General features: G+C 41.0%; 14 protein-coding genes. 1 reads left to right on the top strand and 13 read right to left on the bottom strand.

The window, feature by feature from the left end:
- Window positions 1-2,598 carry a transglycosylase domain-containing protein gene (locus IJ535_RS03945; protein WP_294299097.1) on the top strand — a complete coding sequence of 866 codons (2,598 nt, stop codon included), beginning with the start codon at window positions 1-3 and terminating at the stop codon, window positions 2,596-2,598.
- Window positions 2,599-2,669: 71 nt separating this feature from the next.
- Here IJ535_RS03945 and IJ535_RS03940 read toward each other — a convergent pair whose 3' ends face one another.
- The 13 genes from IJ535_RS03940 to IJ535_RS03880 form a co-directional block, all read right to left on the bottom strand.
- Window positions 2,670-4,790, bottom strand: a complete 2,121-nt coding sequence (locus IJ535_RS03940) for a glutamine synthetase III family protein (RefSeq protein ID WP_294293216.1) — start codon at window positions 4,788-4,790, stop codon at window positions 2,670-2,672.
- 106 nt (window positions 4,791-4,896) lie between these two features.
- Complete coding sequence (gene fba, locus IJ535_RS03935; protein ID WP_090547212.1) at window positions 4,897-5,760, bottom strand: class II fructose-1,6-bisphosphate aldolase; 864 nt, start codon at window positions 5,758-5,760, stop codon at window positions 4,897-4,899.
- 79 nt (window positions 5,761-5,839) lie between these two features.
- Window positions 5,840-6,733 carry a diacylglycerol/lipid kinase family protein gene (locus tag IJ535_RS03930; RefSeq protein ID WP_294299090.1) on the bottom strand — a complete coding sequence of 298 codons (894 nt, stop codon included), beginning with the start codon at window positions 6,731-6,733 and terminating at the stop codon, window positions 5,840-5,842.
- Between the two features lie 17 nt (window positions 6,734-6,750).
- Complete coding sequence (locus IJ535_RS03925; RefSeq protein ID WP_294293167.1) at window positions 6,751-6,999, bottom strand: HPr family phosphocarrier protein; 249 nt, start codon at window positions 6,997-6,999, stop codon at window positions 6,751-6,753.
- Between the two features lie 35 nt (window positions 7,000-7,034).
- Window positions 7,035-7,880 (bottom strand): DNA-binding protein WhiA, encoded by an 846-nt coding sequence (gene whiA / locus IJ535_RS03920; protein WP_294299087.1) that lies wholly within the window; start codon window positions 7,878-7,880, stop codon window positions 7,035-7,037.
- A complete protein-coding gene (gene rapZ, locus IJ535_RS03915; protein WP_294299082.1) occupies window positions 7,881-8,753 on the bottom strand; it encodes an RNase adapter RapZ in 873 nt (290 codons plus the stop codon).
- Complete coding sequence (gene murB / locus IJ535_RS03910) at window positions 8,750-9,676, bottom strand: UDP-N-acetylmuramate dehydrogenase (protein ID WP_294299080.1); 927 nt, start codon at window positions 9,674-9,676, stop codon at window positions 8,750-8,752. The genes rapZ and murB overlap by 4 nt, the downstream gene beginning before the upstream one ends.
- Window positions 9,669-11,066, bottom strand: a complete 1,398-nt coding sequence (locus IJ535_RS03905; RefSeq protein WP_294299078.1) for an aminopeptidase — start codon at window positions 11,064-11,066, stop codon at window positions 9,669-9,671. Before IJ535_RS03905 ends, murB begins: the two co-directional genes overlap by 8 nt.
- A gap of 18 nt (window positions 11,067-11,084) precedes the next feature.
- Window positions 11,085-12,014 (bottom strand): HPr(Ser) kinase/phosphatase, encoded by a 930-nt coding sequence (hprK, locus tag IJ535_RS03900; protein ID WP_294299075.1) that lies wholly within the window; start codon window positions 12,012-12,014, stop codon window positions 11,085-11,087.
- Between the two features lie 31 nt (window positions 12,015-12,045).
- Window positions 12,046-13,917 (bottom strand): excinuclease ABC subunit UvrC, encoded by a 1,872-nt coding sequence (gene uvrC, locus IJ535_RS03895; protein WP_294299071.1) that lies wholly within the window; start codon window positions 13,915-13,917, stop codon window positions 12,046-12,048.
- 3 nt (window positions 13,918-13,920) lie between these two features.
- The gene (gene ftsH / locus IJ535_RS03890) at window positions 13,921-15,942 is read right to left on the bottom strand and encodes an ATP-dependent zinc metalloprotease FtsH (protein WP_294299069.1); all 2,022 of its coding nucleotides are present in this window, start codon (window positions 15,940-15,942) and stop codon (window positions 13,921-13,923) included.
- Between the two features lie 141 nt (window positions 15,943-16,083).
- Entirely contained in the window at window positions 16,084-16,881 is a 798-nt protein-coding gene (locus IJ535_RS03885; protein WP_294293189.1) for an ABC transporter ATP-binding protein, read from the bottom strand.
- Window positions 16,874-17,803: an ABC transporter permease gene (locus IJ535_RS03880; protein WP_294293192.1), complete on the bottom strand. Its 930-nt coding sequence runs from the start codon at window positions 17,801-17,803 to the stop codon at window positions 16,874-16,876. The genes IJ535_RS03885 and IJ535_RS03880 overlap by 8 nt, the downstream gene beginning before the upstream one ends.
- Between the last annotated feature and the right edge of the window lie 51 nt (window positions 17,804-17,854).

The raw sequence follows: 17,854 nt of genomic DNA, 5'->3' as shown, positions 1-17,854 counted from the left end.
ATGAATTACGGAAAAGAAAATGCAGCTAAGCAATCCGCTAAGCTGTCGGGGAGAAAGAGACGTAAACGCCATAGCGTAGGACTTGCAATTATTCGTCTATCTCTAATCTGCATCATTTCGGTGGTGCTTGCCGGCGGAATAATTGCTTACCTCTACGCAAAGAACTTGATTGACCAGTTACCGGATGTTTCTACTATAGATATTTCACCAACTGGTTATATGAGTACTGTTTTCGATTCAGATGGAAATGAAATCGAAACATTGGCTTCAACAGGTGCTAATAGAACCTATGTAACTTTAGAAGAGATTCCAGAGGATTTACAACATGCTTTTGTTGCAATCGAAGATTCTCGTTTTTATGAACATAACGGCATCGACCCACAGGGTATTGTAAGAGCCGCTATGACTGGTATTCTAAATGGCTTTCATTTTTCACAGGGTGCCAGTACACTTACGCAACAGTTATTAAAGAATAACTATTTCACCACATGGACATCTGAACGCACTAAGCTTGATAGTATCAATAGAAAGATTCAAGAGCAGTACTTGGCTGTTCAGTTGGAAAAGATTGTTCCTAAATCTACTATATTAGAAAACTATCTTAACAGTATTAACTTAGGACAGAACACCTTAGGTGTTGAGGCAGCTGCCGAAAGATATTTCAACAAGCCTGTTTCTGACTTGACACTTTCAGAAAGTGCTGTTATTGCTGGTATTACACAGAATCCTTCAAAGTATAATCCTATCACTCATCCAGAGGATAACGCGAAGCGTCGCAAGAAGGTTCTTGGAGATATGCTAAAGCAGGGCTACATCACAGAATCTGAGTATGAGGAAGCTCTAGCTGATGATGTTTACGAAAGAATACAGGTGTTAAATACCGAGCTTGCCACAACATCTACATCATACTTTGTTGATGCTCTTACAGATGAAATTGTAACTGATTTGCAGGAAAACTTAGGATATACAGAATCAGAGGCATATTCGCTTCTGTATTCAGGTGGTTTATCAATCTATTCTACACAGGATTCTGCTATTCAGGATATCGTTCAGGAAGAGATTAATAATACTGCTAACTACAACAATATAGAAAAGGTTTCTTTTTCTTATAGATTAACCATTAACAAGGCCGATGGTACAACTGCTAACTATTCCGATATTACAATGCTTAATTATATTAAGGCCAGCAGCTCCAGAAGCAATCTGGAGTATGATAGCGAGGAAGAAGCTGCCGCTGCCATTGAAGAATACAAGGCTGCTGTAATGGAGGAAGGCGACGAGGTTGCCGGCGAATCTGTTACATATACACTTCAGCCTCAGGCTGCAATGACAATCATCGACCAAACCACAGGACACGTGGTTGCAATGGTAGGTGGACGTGGCGACAAGACCGCTGCTAAAACACTTAACCGTGCTACAGGTATTACCAGACAGCCTGGTTCTACATTTAAGATTATTGCCTGCTACGCAGCTGCACTAGATGCAGGTGGTATGACACTTGCTTCTGTAGAAAACGATATGCCTACTACCTACGCAGATGGCACATCACTTAAGAATTACAACAACAAATATCTTGGTTGGACTAACATAAGAACAGCCATTACTAATTCTATTAATGTTGTTACTGTCGAGGTTATTCAGGATATTGGTACAAGCCTTGGCTATCAGTACGCTAAGGATTTAGGTATCACTACTCTTTCAGATAAGGATAACAACGCAGCCATTGCGCTGGGTGGTATTACCCAGGGTGTTACAAACCTGGATTTGACTGCTGCTTATGCTACTATCGCAAATGGTGGTGAATACAACAAGCCAATCTTCTACACAACAGTTGTTGATCATCAGGGAAACATAATCCTTGATAACAGAGAAAACGCTTCTAAGCGTGTATTAAAGGCTACTACAGCATGGCTTCTTACCAGCGCTATGAAGGATGTTATGACATCTGGAACAGGTACTGCTGCTAACTTTGAAGGTGTTGCTGTGGCCGGAAAATCCGGTACAACTACAAAGAACAAGGATACCGTTTTTGCTGGATTTACACCTTATTATACTGGTGTTATTTGGGGTGGATTTGACGATAATACACCGCAAAGCTACACCACATACTCTAAGGTAATATGGAAGGCTGTAATGAGCAGAATTCACTCAGGACTTGCTTATAAAGACTTTACTATGCCTGATGACATTGTTGCTGTTCAGGTTTGTAAAAAATCAGGAAAGCTTGCAATTCCTGGTACATGCGACCACGACCCACGTGGTTCAATGATTTATACAGAATATTTTGAAAAGGGCACAGAGCCTACAGAAACCTGTGACAAGCACTATGTAGGTTATGTATGTACACAGTCACACATGTTTGCAAATTCTACCTGTCCTAACTATGGCGGAGTATTTATAGTAGATGGCGCACCAGGTTCTGCCGATGAACCATTCTCAGTTAATGCAGCCACATTTGGACAGTATTGCCCACTCCATCCTGGAGAGCCACTTCCTAACTCAGGCCAGATTGGCGGAGGCGAGGTTGCGCCGGAAGGGGAAGGGAAGATTGAAGTTGTTGGGGTGAATAATATGCATATAAAAAAGAGCTCAAATTGAGCTCTTTTTTGTTTGCCACGGCGCACCCTCTTTGCCGCAGGCAATCATAATGGGTGCTGCCTTCCTTGTTATTAAACTTCAAATATCATATCGCCGTAGCTTGGCATTGGCCAAGAATCTTTGTCTACAATCATTTCCAGGGCATCTACAGGGGCGCGAAGGGCGTCCATGGCCTTGACTACTTCGTCGTGATAGTAGTTAGCTTTCTCGCAGCTAGAGGCTTTCATAGTGTATGCCTTATCGTTTGTTTCTCTAAGATTTACAAGAGCTTCCTTTGTTTCCTTAAGATAGTTAGATACCTTAATTAAAAGCTCCTTCTGAGTGCTTACATCGGCCTCAGGGCACGCATCTGTGATTGTGCCGATAGAAAGGCCAAGCTCTGTTGCATAGCTGATTACAGCTGGAATAATCTGCTTAGAAGCCATGTCTATCATTGTTCTAGCTTCAATGTTGATAGACTTGATATACTGCTCATATTCAATCTCTGCACGAGATTCAAGCTCTACCTTTGAGAATACCTTGAACTTCTCAAACATAGATACTGTAGCATCTGTTGTGAGAGCTGGAATAGCATCTACAAATGAATTAATGCTAGGTAAGCCTCTTCTCTTAGCTTCCTCAATCCATTCGTCACCGTAGCCGTTTCCATTGAATACGATACGCTGATGGTCTGTAGCAAGCTTCTTAATCATATCATGTACTGCGCCATCAAAATCCTTAGCCTTCTCAAGCTCATCACATGCCTCGCAAAGAGCCTCAGCCATAATTGTATTAAGAACTACATTTGGTTCGCCAACAGAATCCTGTGAGCCAACCATTCTGAATTCGAACTTGTTTCCAGTGAAAGCAAATGGAGATGTACGGTTTCTATCTGTAGCATCTTTTCTAAAATCAGGAAGGGCTCTAACACCTGTTTCAAGCTTTCCTCCCTTTTTAGACTTGGTAGCTGTACCTGTAGAGATAAGCTGTGTTAAAACATCCTGAAGCTGTTCTCCAAGGTAAACAGAAATAATAACTGGAGGTGCTTCGTTACCTCCAAGACGCTGGTCGTTACCAACATCTGCTGCAGATTCTCTAAGAAGGTCTGCATGGCGGTCTACTGCCTTAAGCACAAGGCAAAGAATCAGCAAGAACTGAATGTTCTCATGTGGTGATTTGCCTGGCTCAAAAAGGTTGATTCCATCATCTGTAACAAGTGACCAGTTATCATGCTTACCAGAACCATTAACGCCGTTAAATGGCTTCTCATGAAGTAAGCACTGTAGACCATGACGGTTAGCTACCTTTCTAAGAGTTTCCATAATAATCTGGTTATGATCAACTGCCACGTTGCACTGTGCGTAGATTGGAGCAAGCTCGTGCTGAGCTGGTGCAACCTCGTTGTGCTGTGTCTTTGATGATACACCAAGCTTCCAAAGCTCTATGTTTACGTCACGCATATAGGCCTCAATACGCTCTGGAATAGCACCGAAGTAATGGTCATCCATCTCCTGACCCTTAGGTGGCATAGCGCCAAATAATGTGCGTCCTGTGTACATCAAATCTTTTCTGGCAAGATACATTTCGCGGTCAATCAGGAAGTATTCCTGCTCTGCACCGACTGAAGGTGTTACTCGCTTTGAAGTGGTATTTCCAAATAATCTAAGTAAACGAAGTGCCTGCTCAGATAGAACCTCCATTGAACGAAGTAATGGTGTCTTCTGGTCAAGTGCTTCGCCGGTGTATGAACAGAAGGCTGTTGGAATGCATAGTGTTGCGCCTGCTGCATCCTGTCTAACAAAGGCAGGTGAAGTAGGGTCCCAAGCTGTGTAGCCTCTAGCCTCAAATGTGGCTCTAAGTCCGCCTGAAGGGAATGAAGAAGCATCTGGCTCGCCCTTTATAAGCTCTTTACCTGAAAAGCTCATTAACACCTTTCCGCTTGGAAGAGGTGCAGAAATAAATGAATCATGCTTTTCAGCAGTAATTCCTGTAAGTGGCTGGAACCAGTGTGTGTAGTGGGTTGCTCCCTTTTCAATAGCCCACTCCTTCATCTCGTGTGCAATAACATCAGCAGTCTCTAAATCTAACTCTTCTCCTGCAAGAATGGTCTGCTTCAGTTTCTGATAAGTCTTCTTTGGGAGGCGCTCCTGCATTACGCTATCATTAAATACGTTCTCACCAAAGATGTCTGCCACATTAAAATATTCTTCCATGTATAAAGTATCCTTTCCCATAACATATATAAAGAAAGACAATCAGCAAGATTCCCCACCGATTGTCTTTCAATAGTTCAACTAAAAGCTAAACTGACAATGCAGCTTAGGCCTTTCCAACTGAACCAAAAAGTTCCATCTTTTCTTTAACTGTAGCCTTGATAGCATCTGTACCAGGAGCAAGAAGCTTACGTGGGTCAAATCCCTTACCTTCAAGATCCTTACCTGCTTCAATGTACTTACGTGTAGCGTCAGCAAATGAAAGCTGGCACTCTGTATTAACGTTAATCTTTGAAACACCAAGCTCGATAGCTTTCTTAATCATATCAGCTGGGATACCTGTACCACCGTGAAGTACGAGTGGCATAGCACCTGTCTTCTGCTGAATAGCATCAAGTGTCTCAAATGAAAGACCCTGCCAGTTCTCTGGGTACTTACCGTGGATATTACCAATACCAGCAGCAAGCATATCTACGCCAAGGTCAGCGATTGTCTTGCACTCGTTAGGATCAGCGCACTCGCCCATACCAACGACACCATCTTCTTCACCACCGATTGAACCAACTTCACACTCGATAGAAAGACCAAGACCATGAGCTACGTTAACAAGCTCTGTAGACTTAGCAAGGTTCTCCTCGAATGGATAGTGTGAACCATCAAACATGATAGATGTGAAACCAGCCTTAATACACTTGTAGCATCCTTCGTATGTACCGTGATCAAGGTGAAGTGCTACAGGAACTGTAATACCAAGTTCCTCATCCATAGCGCGAACCATAGCAGCAACTGTGCCAAAGCCTGTCATGTACTTACCAGCACCCTCAGATACACCAAGGATTACAGGAGAGTTAAGCTCCTGAGCTGTAAGAAGAATGGCCTTTGTCCACTCAAGGTTGTTAATGTTAAACTGACCAACTGCATAGTGGCCTGCTTTTGCTTTATCAAGCATTTCTTTTGCAGAAACTAACATAAATTATTCCTCCATATATGCGTATTTGGATTCTTAATTAGAACCCTATCTAACCGAAATTCTACCATAATGAATATTTCTATTCAATAGCAATTTCTAAGGCACCCTTTTCATCTATGATGGTTACAGACTTATGATTTCCTCCAAATTCGCCATCTAATGTCCATGGTACTTCTTCGCTACAGGTAAGTTTTATCTGTGATGTCTGGAAAGAATATACCATGTCTGAATCAGGGATGATGCCTGTCATGAAGCCTAATATTTCGTTTAACTCCATTGGGTTTTTAGGCATCTTGATAAGTGTAGCTTCAAACACTCCATCGTTTAGGCCAATATCTCCTCTGATGATTCCCTGGAAGCCACCAACTGATTTAGAGTTGGTAATCATTCCATAGATGAATTCTTCGTAGACAACATTGCCATCGTATTCTACCTGCATTCTGAAGGAAGGAATATCCCTCAGTTGCTTAGCACCCTCTATAATATAAGCTGCGTGTCCTAGAACATTTTTCATATCCTGTGGTGTAGCATAAGAAACTTCGGTAAAAATACCAAATGCAGCTACATATACAAAAGAATCCGAATTAAAGTTTCCTATATCACATGGAAATAGATTATCGGATACACTGATACGCGCTGCATTCAACATATTCTTATCTATACCAAGGGAATTGCCAAAATCGTTAGTGGAGCCTGCTGGGATATAGCCTATAGGCTTTCTGTCAGATACAGCAAGCTGCATCATTCCAGTAACCACCTCATCCAAGGTGCCGTCACCACCAGAGCAAACGATTCTATCAAATTCCTTAGCTCTTTCAATTGTCTGTGTAGTAGCATCACCACCAGATTGTGTAACATGAACACTAACCTGATAGCCTGCCTTAATCATAATGTCTAGGATGTCAGCAAGATGTTCCTTTATTTGTCCCTTACCTGAACGGGGATTTACTATAAATAATAATCTCTTTGACATATAATCCTCTTTATTAATTATTTTGTAAGGAAATTAGAAAGCTCAGCTACTGCCTTTTCTTCATCATCACCACTTGCATCGATAACTACTGTCTGTCCTGAAGCTAAAACTAAACTCATCATTCCCATGATACTCTTAGCATTTACCTTTTTCTCGTCCATCTCAAAATAGATTGAACTTGCGAACTGATTAGCTAACTGCACCAAATGTGCAATAGGTGTGGCTTCCATTGAATTTGACATCTGGATTGTAACTTGTTTTTGCATTACTTCCTCCTGAAAAACTAAATACCTACGCTGGATTATCTAAACTCTTCTGCTATTTTCGCCAATTTTTTCAATCGGTGATTAACACCTGATTTTCCAATAGGCGGATCCAAATACTGGCCCAGCGAACCTAATGGTGTATCTGGATATTCCAATCTGACTGCGGCTATCTCCTGTAGCTGAGGCGGTAGATTCTCTAATCCGAGATACTTATCAATAAGATTAATATCTTCTATCTGCCTAACTGCAGTGCTGACAGTCTTTCCTATATTGGCGGTTTCGCAATTAACCTTGCGATTAATAGTGCCTCGTACTTCCTTAACAACCCTAATATTTTCCAATTCCATAACCGAATGGGCTGCTTCCATTACCCTAAGTATTTCGACAATTTGTGCCCCTTCCTTAAGGTAGGCTACATATTTACCATTGCGGCTAACATATTTAGCCTCAACATCGAATACATTCATAGCCTTAACAAGCTGTATAGCCTGTGATTCATAGTTGCATACTATTTCGAAATGATATCCCTTATTAGGGTCAGAAATAGAGCCTGCGGCAAGGAATGCCCCTCTTATGAATGAACGCTTACAGCATGGCTGTTGAATAATTAATTCGTCAACCATAGAGCAATCATCCTTTAGCTTAACCATTTTTATGGTCTCTAAATAGACATCCTCTGAAAGTACCGTGACATCTTTTCCTATATTACGTGTTTTATTTAATAAAGTAAAGACTTTTCTTTGTAATGCATCATCTGACATACTTTTGTGTATATCTATTCCATGCATTAGAAAAATCCCAGCAAGCTCTGCAACTATGCAATGTCTGCTCTTTGGGATTATAGAAAAAAGCTCTTCTTTTACGTCTTTTGAAAACGACAATTACTTTCCTCTCAAAGCATCTTTTCCAATATCACGATGCTCTATTTTAAGTCCGTAAGACTCGTCACTGTTAAGTGCATTAAAGATTTCATCAGCAAGGCATACGCTTCTGTGCTTACCGCCTGTACAGCCAACTGCAATAACCAGCTGATTCTTTCCTTCTTTTATATAATTAGGTATTAAAAACTTGATTAAATCTGTAGTCTTTTCCAGGAAGGTCTGAGCCTCATCATATTTAAGGACAAAATCCTTAATAGGCTGGTCATTTCCTGTAAAAGGCCTAAGCTCTGTATCATAATAAGGGTTCGGCAAGAACCTTACATCGAATACCAAATCAGCATCCTCTGGTATACCGTATTTGAATCCGAAGGAAACAATTGTAATAAATAAGCTCTTATAATCTACATCATCAACAAAGATTTTTTCAAGCTCTGCTTTTAATTCTCTTGTAAGAAGATGTGTAGTATCAATTACATAATCAGCCTCATCTCTTAAGAAGCCAATTGATTCTCGTTCCTTAACAATACCTGCCGCAATTCTTTCTCTACCTGACAATGGATGGTTACGTCTGGTTTCTTTGTATCTTTTTATAAGGACATCATCCTCAGCATCCAAGAAAAGTATAGAAAATTGCTTGTTATCGTTGTCTAATTCTTGCAGAATATCCGGCAAAAGCTTCATCGCCCTGCCGTTACGAACATCAATCCCTACTACAATTTTCTCGTCGAACGCGCCATTTTCAGCCAATTCCACTACACTCTTGAGTAATTGTATAGGCAAATTATCCACACAGTAATATCCCATATCTTCTAGCATTTTAAAGGCTGTACTTTTACCTGCTCCTGACATTCCTGTGAGAATTAATAGCTTCAATTGATGTCCCTCCCTATGATTCGTACCTCTGGTGTCAAATGAACACCGAATTTATTATAGACTATATCATCAACATTATGCATAAGCTTAAGTACATCAGAAGCTGTAGCATTATCCTTGTTGATAACAAAGCCACAGTGCTTTTCGGAAACCTGTGCCCCGCCTACACTATAGCCTCTAAGTCCCGCATCGTCAATAAGTTTTCCTGCAAAATATCCTTCTGGGCGCTTAAATGTTGAACCAGCACTTGGATAATTTAGAGGTTGCTTAGAAACACGCTGATTTCTAATTTCCTCAATTCTACCCTTGATTTCATCCGTATTACCCTGGGCAAGCTTGATTGTTACGTCTGTAACAAATCCACCCTTTTCCATAAGAATAGAATGTCTGTAAGACAAATCTAAATCTTCAGGGGTAAAAATTTGTTTCTCTAAATCTGTATTAATTACTGTGACAGATTCAAGCACATCCTTTATCTCGCCACCGTAGGCGCCAGCATTCATATATACTGCCCCACCTAAGGAACCTGGAATGCCAGATGCAAACTCTAACCCTGTAAGGCCTGCATCGGCTGCTGCATTTGCTACAGTAGATAAAAGAGCACCGGCCTCAGCTACAATAGTGTCACCACTGATAGTGATTGCTGATGATTTCTTTCCAAGTGCAATAACAACGCCCTCGATTCCAGCATCGGAAACTAAAAGATTACTGCCATTACCAATTACAGTAAAAGGCACATTCTCCCCCTTTAAAAAGAGAAGAATGTCCGCTATGTCACTATAAGCCGGCTCCACATATATATCTGCAGGGCCGCCAATTCTAAAGGTGGTATGCGCCTTCATTGGCTCCTCAGTAAGTACTGTGGAGTTTACAAAAGCCTCGGCCAATTTCTTGGCCAGGCTCGTATATTTCTCATTAAGCATACTTAATAAACGCCTCGTATCCTAATAATGCTTCGTACAAATCAACCTTTGAAATGATTTCACATGGTGCATGCATAGAAAGAACTGCTACACCTGAATCAATAACCTGCATGTTATAGTTACCCATAATGTAAGCGATTGTTCCGCCGCCGCCCTGGTCTACCTTACCAAGCTCGGCTGTCTGCCAACATACATTATCCTTATCCATGATAGCGCGTACCTCGCCAACATACTCAGCACATGCATCGTTAGAACCGCTCTTTCCTCTAGCGCCTGTGTATTTGTTGAATACAAGACCACGTCCAAGGTAAGCTGCGTTGTTCTTCTCAAATGCTGATGCATAGTTTGGATCAAGAGCTGCAGATACATCTGATGAAAGAACCTTTGAATTTGTAAGAGCACGACGAAGCTTAAGCTCAGAATATTCTCCTACACAATTGTAAAGTTCTGCTAAAGTGTTCTCAAAGAACTTAGACTGCATACCTGTAGCACCAACTGAACCGATTTCTTCCTTATCAACAAGAAGTGCGCAAGCTGTCTTATTAAGCTTCTTAGTTGTGTTAGCAAGTGCCATAAATGAAGGATATGCACATACTCTATCGTCATGACCGTAACCTAAAATCATAGAACGGTCAAAACCAAAGTCTCTAGCCTCACCAGCAGGAACAACTTCGATTTCTGCAGAGATGAAATCCTCTTCTTCGATATCATATTTATCCTTGAGAAGCTTAAGAATATTCTTCTTAACAGATTCCTTTTCCTTCTCACCCTTCTTATCGAAGCCTGGGATGCTGCCAACGATTACGTTAAGGTCTTCACCTTCTACAACCTTAGCACCCTTCTTATCCATCTGGTCTGCAGCAAGATGAATAAGTAAATCTGAAATACCAAATACTGGGTCAGATGGGTCTTCACCAACATTTACGTTAACTACCTCACCTGTCTTTTTAACAAGAACACCATGAAGTGCAAGTGGAATAGTAACCCACTGATACTTCTTAATTCCACCATAATAATGTGTATCAAGAAGTGCGATATCTGTATCCTCGTAAAGTGGATTCTGCTTTAAATCCATTCTTGGGCTATCAATGTGGGCACCAAGGATGTTAAGACCATTTTCAAGTGGCTCTGTACCGATGTTGAACATAGCAAGCATCTTGCCCTTATTTACAGCATATACTCTATCTCCAGCCTTAAGCTTCTTGCCATTTGCTATAACATCGTTTAAGTCTAAATAACCAGCTTCCTTAGCCTTCTCAACGAAGAATGCAACACACTCTCTTTCAGTCTTACATGCTGAAAGGAACTGTCTGTATTCCTCACCAAATTCCATAACTTTTTTTACATCTTTTTCAGATGTATACTTACTCCATGCGTTTTTGCGTTCCATAATACTAAAAATCTCCTGTTAACCATTTATATTATTTTGAACTCGTCTATATAGTTCCTCTGCTGCGTTATATCCCATCTTCTTCTGTCGATGGTTAACTGCTGCAGCTTCACATATAATAGCGAGATTTCGACCTGGTCTGATTGGAAGTGAATGGCATGTTACATCAATACCCAAGATATTCATGTACTCATCTGTCATTCCAAGGCGGTCATATTCCTTTTCCTTTGACCAATCCTCAAGTTTGATAACTAAATCGATGCGCTGCTCATCCTTAACAGCCTCAACACCGTAAAGTGATTTAACATCGATAATACCAATACCTCTAAGCTCAATGAGGTACTGAGTGATTGAAGGTGCTCTACCATATAATCTTTCGTTGTTAGGACGACGGATTTCTACAACATCATCAGAAACAAGTCTGTGACCTCTACGAATCAGCTCCAATGCAGCCTCTGATTTACCGATTCCAGACTCACCTGTGATAAGAAGTCCTTCACCGTAAACATCTACAAGTACACCGTGAATAGTGGTGTATGGAGCAAAATCCATGTTAAGAGAAAAGATAAGAGCAGACATAAATTCTGATGTAGCACGGTCTGTACCAAGCACTGGAATCTTTGCCTTGTTGGCTTCCTTAAGAATAACCTCTTCTGGCTTTTCATCCCTACAATAAATCACGCAAGGGATATCATAAGAGAAAAGCTTTGCAAAGCTTTCTGCCTTCTCCTCGTCTGTTTTCTTTGATAAATATGCAGTTTCTACATTACCGATAACCTGGATACGGCTAGGTTCGAAATGCTCGTAAAAGCCATGAAGCTGTAGCGCTGGTCTGTTAACATCGGCAACTGTAACCTTAGCCTCTTCCAAATTCAATTCTGGTGTGTAGTTGGTAAGATTAAATCTTTCCATAACAGTAGCAACTGTAACAAATTTATTATTTGCCATAAAAACCTCCGTTCACAATTAAAATCTTAACCTATTGTAGCTCATTTTTGCTTGAATTAATAGGGTGAAAGTAATTGTATACATTTTCTGCTGCTTCTTTTGACATGGATTCTGTATCCATTAAATCCTCCACAGAAGCCTCTGCCATTTTTTCTGCTGACACATACTTTTTCATAAGTGCTTTTCTTCGCTTAGGACCGATGCCATCTATGTCATCTAAGAAGCTGTGAACCTGACCTTTGCTACGCAAGCTTCTATGATACTCGATGGCAAATCTATGGGCTTCGTCCTGAAGCCTGGTAATAAGCTGAAAGCCTTCTGAATGAGTGTCGATTGGAAGCTCCATGTCCTTATAATAAAGGCCTCTGGTTCTATGGTGGTCGTCCTTTACCATACCTGCAATTGGAATATGAAGACCAAGCTCAGCCATAACCTGCTCTGCTATATGCACCTGGCCTTTACCACCATCCATCATAATGATATCCGGGAATTTAGTAAAGCTGCCTTCTATTACTCCACCGTTTTCTTCTAACTCCTCTATACCGTGTGAAAAACGCCTTGTAAGGACTTCGTGCATTGAGGCGTAATCATTTGGTCCCTCAACGGTTTTAATCTTGAATTTGCGGTAATCTGAGCGTTTAGGCTTGCCTTTTTCAAACACCACCATGGAACCAACTGATTGAAAGCCGGAAATATTAGAAATATCATAAGCCTCCATGCGGCTTGCGCCTGGAAGATTAAGTATGTCTGCAATTTCTTTCATTGCCCCAATTGTACGGCCTTCTTCCTTTTTGATTTTTTCTCTATCCTGATCTAGAACCATCTGAGCATTCTTGGCTGCGAGCTCCACAAGCTTATGCTTGGTTCCTGCCTTTGGTGTCTTAAGATATACTCTTGCACCTTTTTTATTAGTAAGCCATGTTTCTATTAGACCTGCTTCTTCCATCTCAATCTGGACGAATATCTCCTTAGGAATAAAAGGGGTGCCTGTATAATAATCCTTAAGGAAATATTCCAACAAATCCTCATCTGTGTCATCCACTCTGACATTTATAAAGAAATGCTCCCTGCCTATCATCTTGCCGCCTCTGATAAAGAATACCTGAACTACAGCATCCTCCTGTCCCTTAGCCATGGCAATAATATCTCTGTCCTCACCATCAAGCTGGGTAGCCTTTTGTCTGCCGGCACAGGCCTTTACAGATTCGATTAAATCCCTGTAAATGGCAGCCTTCTCAAAATCCATTTCCTCAGATGCCTTTAGCATCTTTGCCTTAAGGTCTTTTATGGTGTCAAAATAATCACCATTTAAAAAATCGATAACCTTATCTACGTTTTTACGATACTCTTCTTCTGGCACGTTGCCCTGGCATGGGCCTAAGCATTGACCAATATGATAATTAAGACAAGGTCTATTCTTTCCAAAATTCTCAGGAAGCTTTTGATTGCAGGTTCTTATCTTATACAGCTTTTGAACCAAATCTATTGTATCGTGAACTGCCCCAGCAGATGTGAATGGTCCAAAGAATTTGCTACCGTTCTTTTTCATCCTGCGGGAAAACAATACCCTAGGATAAGCCTCCTGGAGAGTAACTTCGATATAAGGATATGTCTTATCATCCCTAAGCATGGTGTTGTACTTTGGACGATATTCTTTTATAAGATTGCATTCTAAAATAAGAGCCTCAAGCTCAGAATCTGTGACAATGAATTCGAAATAATCAATATTTGCCACCATCTGCTTTTTCTTGAGCCCCTCATCATGGCTAGGCTGAAAGTACTGTCGCACCCTGTGACGCAACGACAGTGCCTTACCTACGTATATGATTTCGTCATTTTTCCCATGCATTAGATAAACTCCCGGTTGGTCCGGGAGTTTACTAAGGTCTTCTTCAGTTACCATAAATTACTCATCAAAAATATTATCTGTTACTAAGTTATTAGGATCATCTACAATTTCCTTTGGTGAATCACTTGATTCAAAGAAACTGTTCTTTTCATCCTTCTTTTCCTCAGGCTCAGGAATCCCCTTAATCTCTCTGAAAATCTTCATGAATTCCTTACCTGTAATTGTTTCATGTTCAAATAGATATTCGGAAATCTTATCTAAGCTCTCCATATTATCAGTAAGAAGCTCCTTAGCCTTTGCGTATGCATCTGTAATCATAGAAAGGACTTCGTCATCAATCTGAGCTGCTGTATTCTCACCACAAATAAGTGATGCTCTGCCATCAAGATACTGGCTTTCTACTGTAGCAAGACCCATCATTCCAAACTTATCTGACATACCAAAGCGTGTTACCATAGCTCTTGCTATCTTGGTAGCCTGCTCGATATCGTTAGCGGCGCCTGATGTGTATGTGCCAAACTTGATATCCTCTGCAGCACGACCACCCATGTAAGTAACAATCTTGGCAATAAGCTCATCTTTAGTCTCAAGGAACTTCTCCTCCTCAGGTGTCTGAAGAGTGTATCCAAGTGCTCCCATAGTACGTGGAACAATTGTAATCTTTTGAACTGGCTCAGCATCCTTCTGAAGTGCTGAAACAAGAGCGTGCCCAACCTCATGATAAGAAACAATCTTGCGTTCCTTTTCATTCATAGCTCTGTCCTTCTTTTCTTTACCACCAACGGCAACTAGCTCGAATGCTTCGAATAAATCCTTCTGTGTAACGTATTTTCTCTTAGCCTTAACAGCAAGGATAGCTGCTTCGTTAATGATATTGGCAAGGTCAGAACCTACAAGACCAACTGATGCAAGTGCAAGTGCATCCAAATCAACAGATTCGTCCATCTTAACATCCTTGGCATGAACCTTGAGGATTTCAAGACGTCCCTTCTGGTCAGGTCTGTCAACGATGATACGTCTGTCAAAACGGCCTGGTCTAAGAAGAGCCTTATCAAGTACCTCTGGTCTGTTGGTAGCAGCAAGTATCAGTAGACCCTTGTTAGAATCGAATCCATCCATCTCTGAAAGGAGCTGGTTAAGTGTCTGCTCACGCTCGTCATTGCCACCGCCGTAATGAGCATCACGGCTCTTACCGATGGCATCAATCTCATCTATGAATACGATACAAGGTGCAACCTTCTGTGCCTCCTTAAAAAGGTCACGAACACGTGAAGCACCTACACCAACGAACATCTCTACAAAATCTGAACCTGCAAGAGAGAAGAATGGAACTCCTGCCTCACCTGCAACTGCTTTGGCAAGAAGTGTCTTACCTGTTCCTGGAGGGCCTACTAAAAGTGCACCCTTAGGAAGCTTAGCACCGATTTCGGTGTACTTCTTAGGATTGTGAAGGAAATCTACCATCTCCTGCACAGATTCCTTAGCCTCATCCTGGCCTGCAACATCCTTGAATGTGATGCCCGTAGCGCGCTCCATGTTGTAAAGCTTGGCATTGGATTTACCAACGCCCATAGGACCGCCACCCATCTTCTTCATGAAGAAGCCTAAAAGTACCCATAGAAGTACAAGTGGAAGGATGAATGAAAGGATGTTATAAATGATGGCTGCTGTGGAATCAGCAATAGTACCCTTTATATCTACACCATGAACCTTAAGTAATGGAAGTAGCTCATCATCCCTGAGGTAAGCTGTATATAGCTTAGTCTGCACAGTCTGACCTGCACTCTCGTAGAGCTGATTAATCTTCTTTGTCTCTTCATCTTCCGACTCATAAGTCTCGCCTTCCTTTAAGGTGATATTAATCACATCATCCTTAAAGTTGACCTCAGCAACCTTATCCTCTTCTACAAGTGTTATAAACTCTGTATAAGAGATTTCCTGGTTAGTGGTGGCGCTGGCCCCCTTATACATCATACTGGTAAAAAACAAAGCTATCAGTACTAATATTCCTAATGTATAAAAAGGCTGACGATTATTCTTTTTATCTCCACCGTTTTGGTTGTTATTATTTTCGTTCACATCTGCCTCCGATTAAACTAGAATTTCATCTTCTAATTTATCATAAATGGGTGAAAAAGTAATGGTTTTAATAAAAATTTTATACATATAAATAGATTCCCGCTTCGGTAAAAACAGGAATCTATTTAAAAGCTAAGTTATTTACTTTGATAATATTTCTGTATCGTTAGTAAATTCTGTACCTGAAACCTCTTCAAATTTGTGTAACAAGTCTTCTATTGTGAGGTTTTTCTTTTCCTCACCGCTGATGTTTAGGATAACTCTTCCCTCATTCATCATGATAAGGCGATTACCGTAATTAATGGCATCGCGCATGTTGTGAGTTACCATCATCGCTGTAAGATTATGCTCCTTAATAAGCATATCTGTGATTTCAAGTACCTTAGATGCTGTCTTTGGATCAAGAGCGGCTGTGTGCTCATCCAAAAGAAGGAGCTTTGGCTTTTGGATAGTGGCCATAAGAAGTGTAAGAGCCTGGCGCTGTCCACCTGAAAGCAAGCCAACCTTTGCTGTTAGTCTGTCCTCAAGGCCCAAATCCAGTTCTTTAAGCATAGAATGGTACTTAGCCCTCTCACTCTTGGTTACACCCCAGCCAAGGCCTCTTATTTTGCCTCTACGGGCTGCTAAAGCCATGTTCTCATCTATTTGCATGTTGGCAGCTGTCCCAGTCATTGGATCTTGAAATACGCGGCCTAAGTACTTAGCACGCTTGTGCTCTGGAAGTCCAGTAACATCTATACCGTCTATTTCAATCTTGCCACCGTCTACTGGCCACACGCCAGCTACAGCGTTAAGAAATGTGGATTTTCCTGCACCATTTCCACCAATTACTGTACAGAACTCTCCCTCTTCAAGATAAAGTGTGGCTCCATTCAAAGCTACCTTTTCGTTTATTGTGCCTGGATTAAAGGTCTTTTGTAAGTTGAAAGCATTAAGCATTTACCTTTCCTCCTCTCTTTGCAGCTTTAGAAAATGAGCTATTTGCCTTATTCTTGAGATATGGCACTGCAAGGAAAATTGCCACTATAATTGCTGTAAATAACTTCATATCGTTTGCTGGCATCTTTAGCCAAAGAACTATTGCAATAAAAATATAATAAAGAATTCCACCCATTACTACAAAGGCAAGTGAAAGAGCAAAATTTGATTTCTTCTTAAACAATGCCTGGCAAAGCACATCACCTATAATGATTGATGCCAATCCTATTACGATTGCACCACGACCCATATTAACATCTGCGTTTCCGTTAAACTGGGCAAATAATGCTCCCGCAAAAGCAACAATGGCATTAGAGATAACAAGACCAAATGCCTTCATTACATTAACACTGATTCCCTGTGCCTTAGCCATGGCAGGGTTTGTACCTGTGGCACGAAGTGCTGAACCCATTTCTGTTCCGAAATACCAGTACATTACAGCGATGATGATTACAGCTATAACAAAAACTGTAATAAGAGCATCATTCTTATATCTAAGTGAAACAGCCAGGTTATACTTATCTACAGAGATTGGTGTGTTTGGCTGATTCTTTGCTATTCTTAGGTTTATTGAATAAAGCGCCAGTTGTGTAAGGATACCTGCCAAAATATCTGGTATTCCAAATACTGTGTGAAGCATACCAGTGATAAATCCTGCAAGGGCACCAGCTATAAATGCAAGCACGAGCGCAAGCACCCAAGAGTGACCTGATATAATAACCATTGCAGCAACAGCTCCGCCTGTGGCGAAAGAACCGTCTACTGACAAATCTGCAAAATTTAATAATTTGAATGTAATGTAAATTCCAAGTGCCATGATTCCGTAGATAATTCCCTGTGCTACGGTACCAGGCATTCCTGCTATTAATGTTTCAATTCCCATTTTTTAACTCCAAAGAGCAAGGTCAAAACACTGACCTTGCCCACTAATATT

Origin of the sequence: Pseudobutyrivibrio sp. (assembly GCF_017471675.1) — a bacterium.
Classification (GTDB): Bacteria; Bacillota; Clostridia; order Lachnospirales; family Lachnospiraceae; genus Pseudobutyrivibrio.
This window is presented reverse-complemented; position numbering and strand designations above follow the sequence as displayed.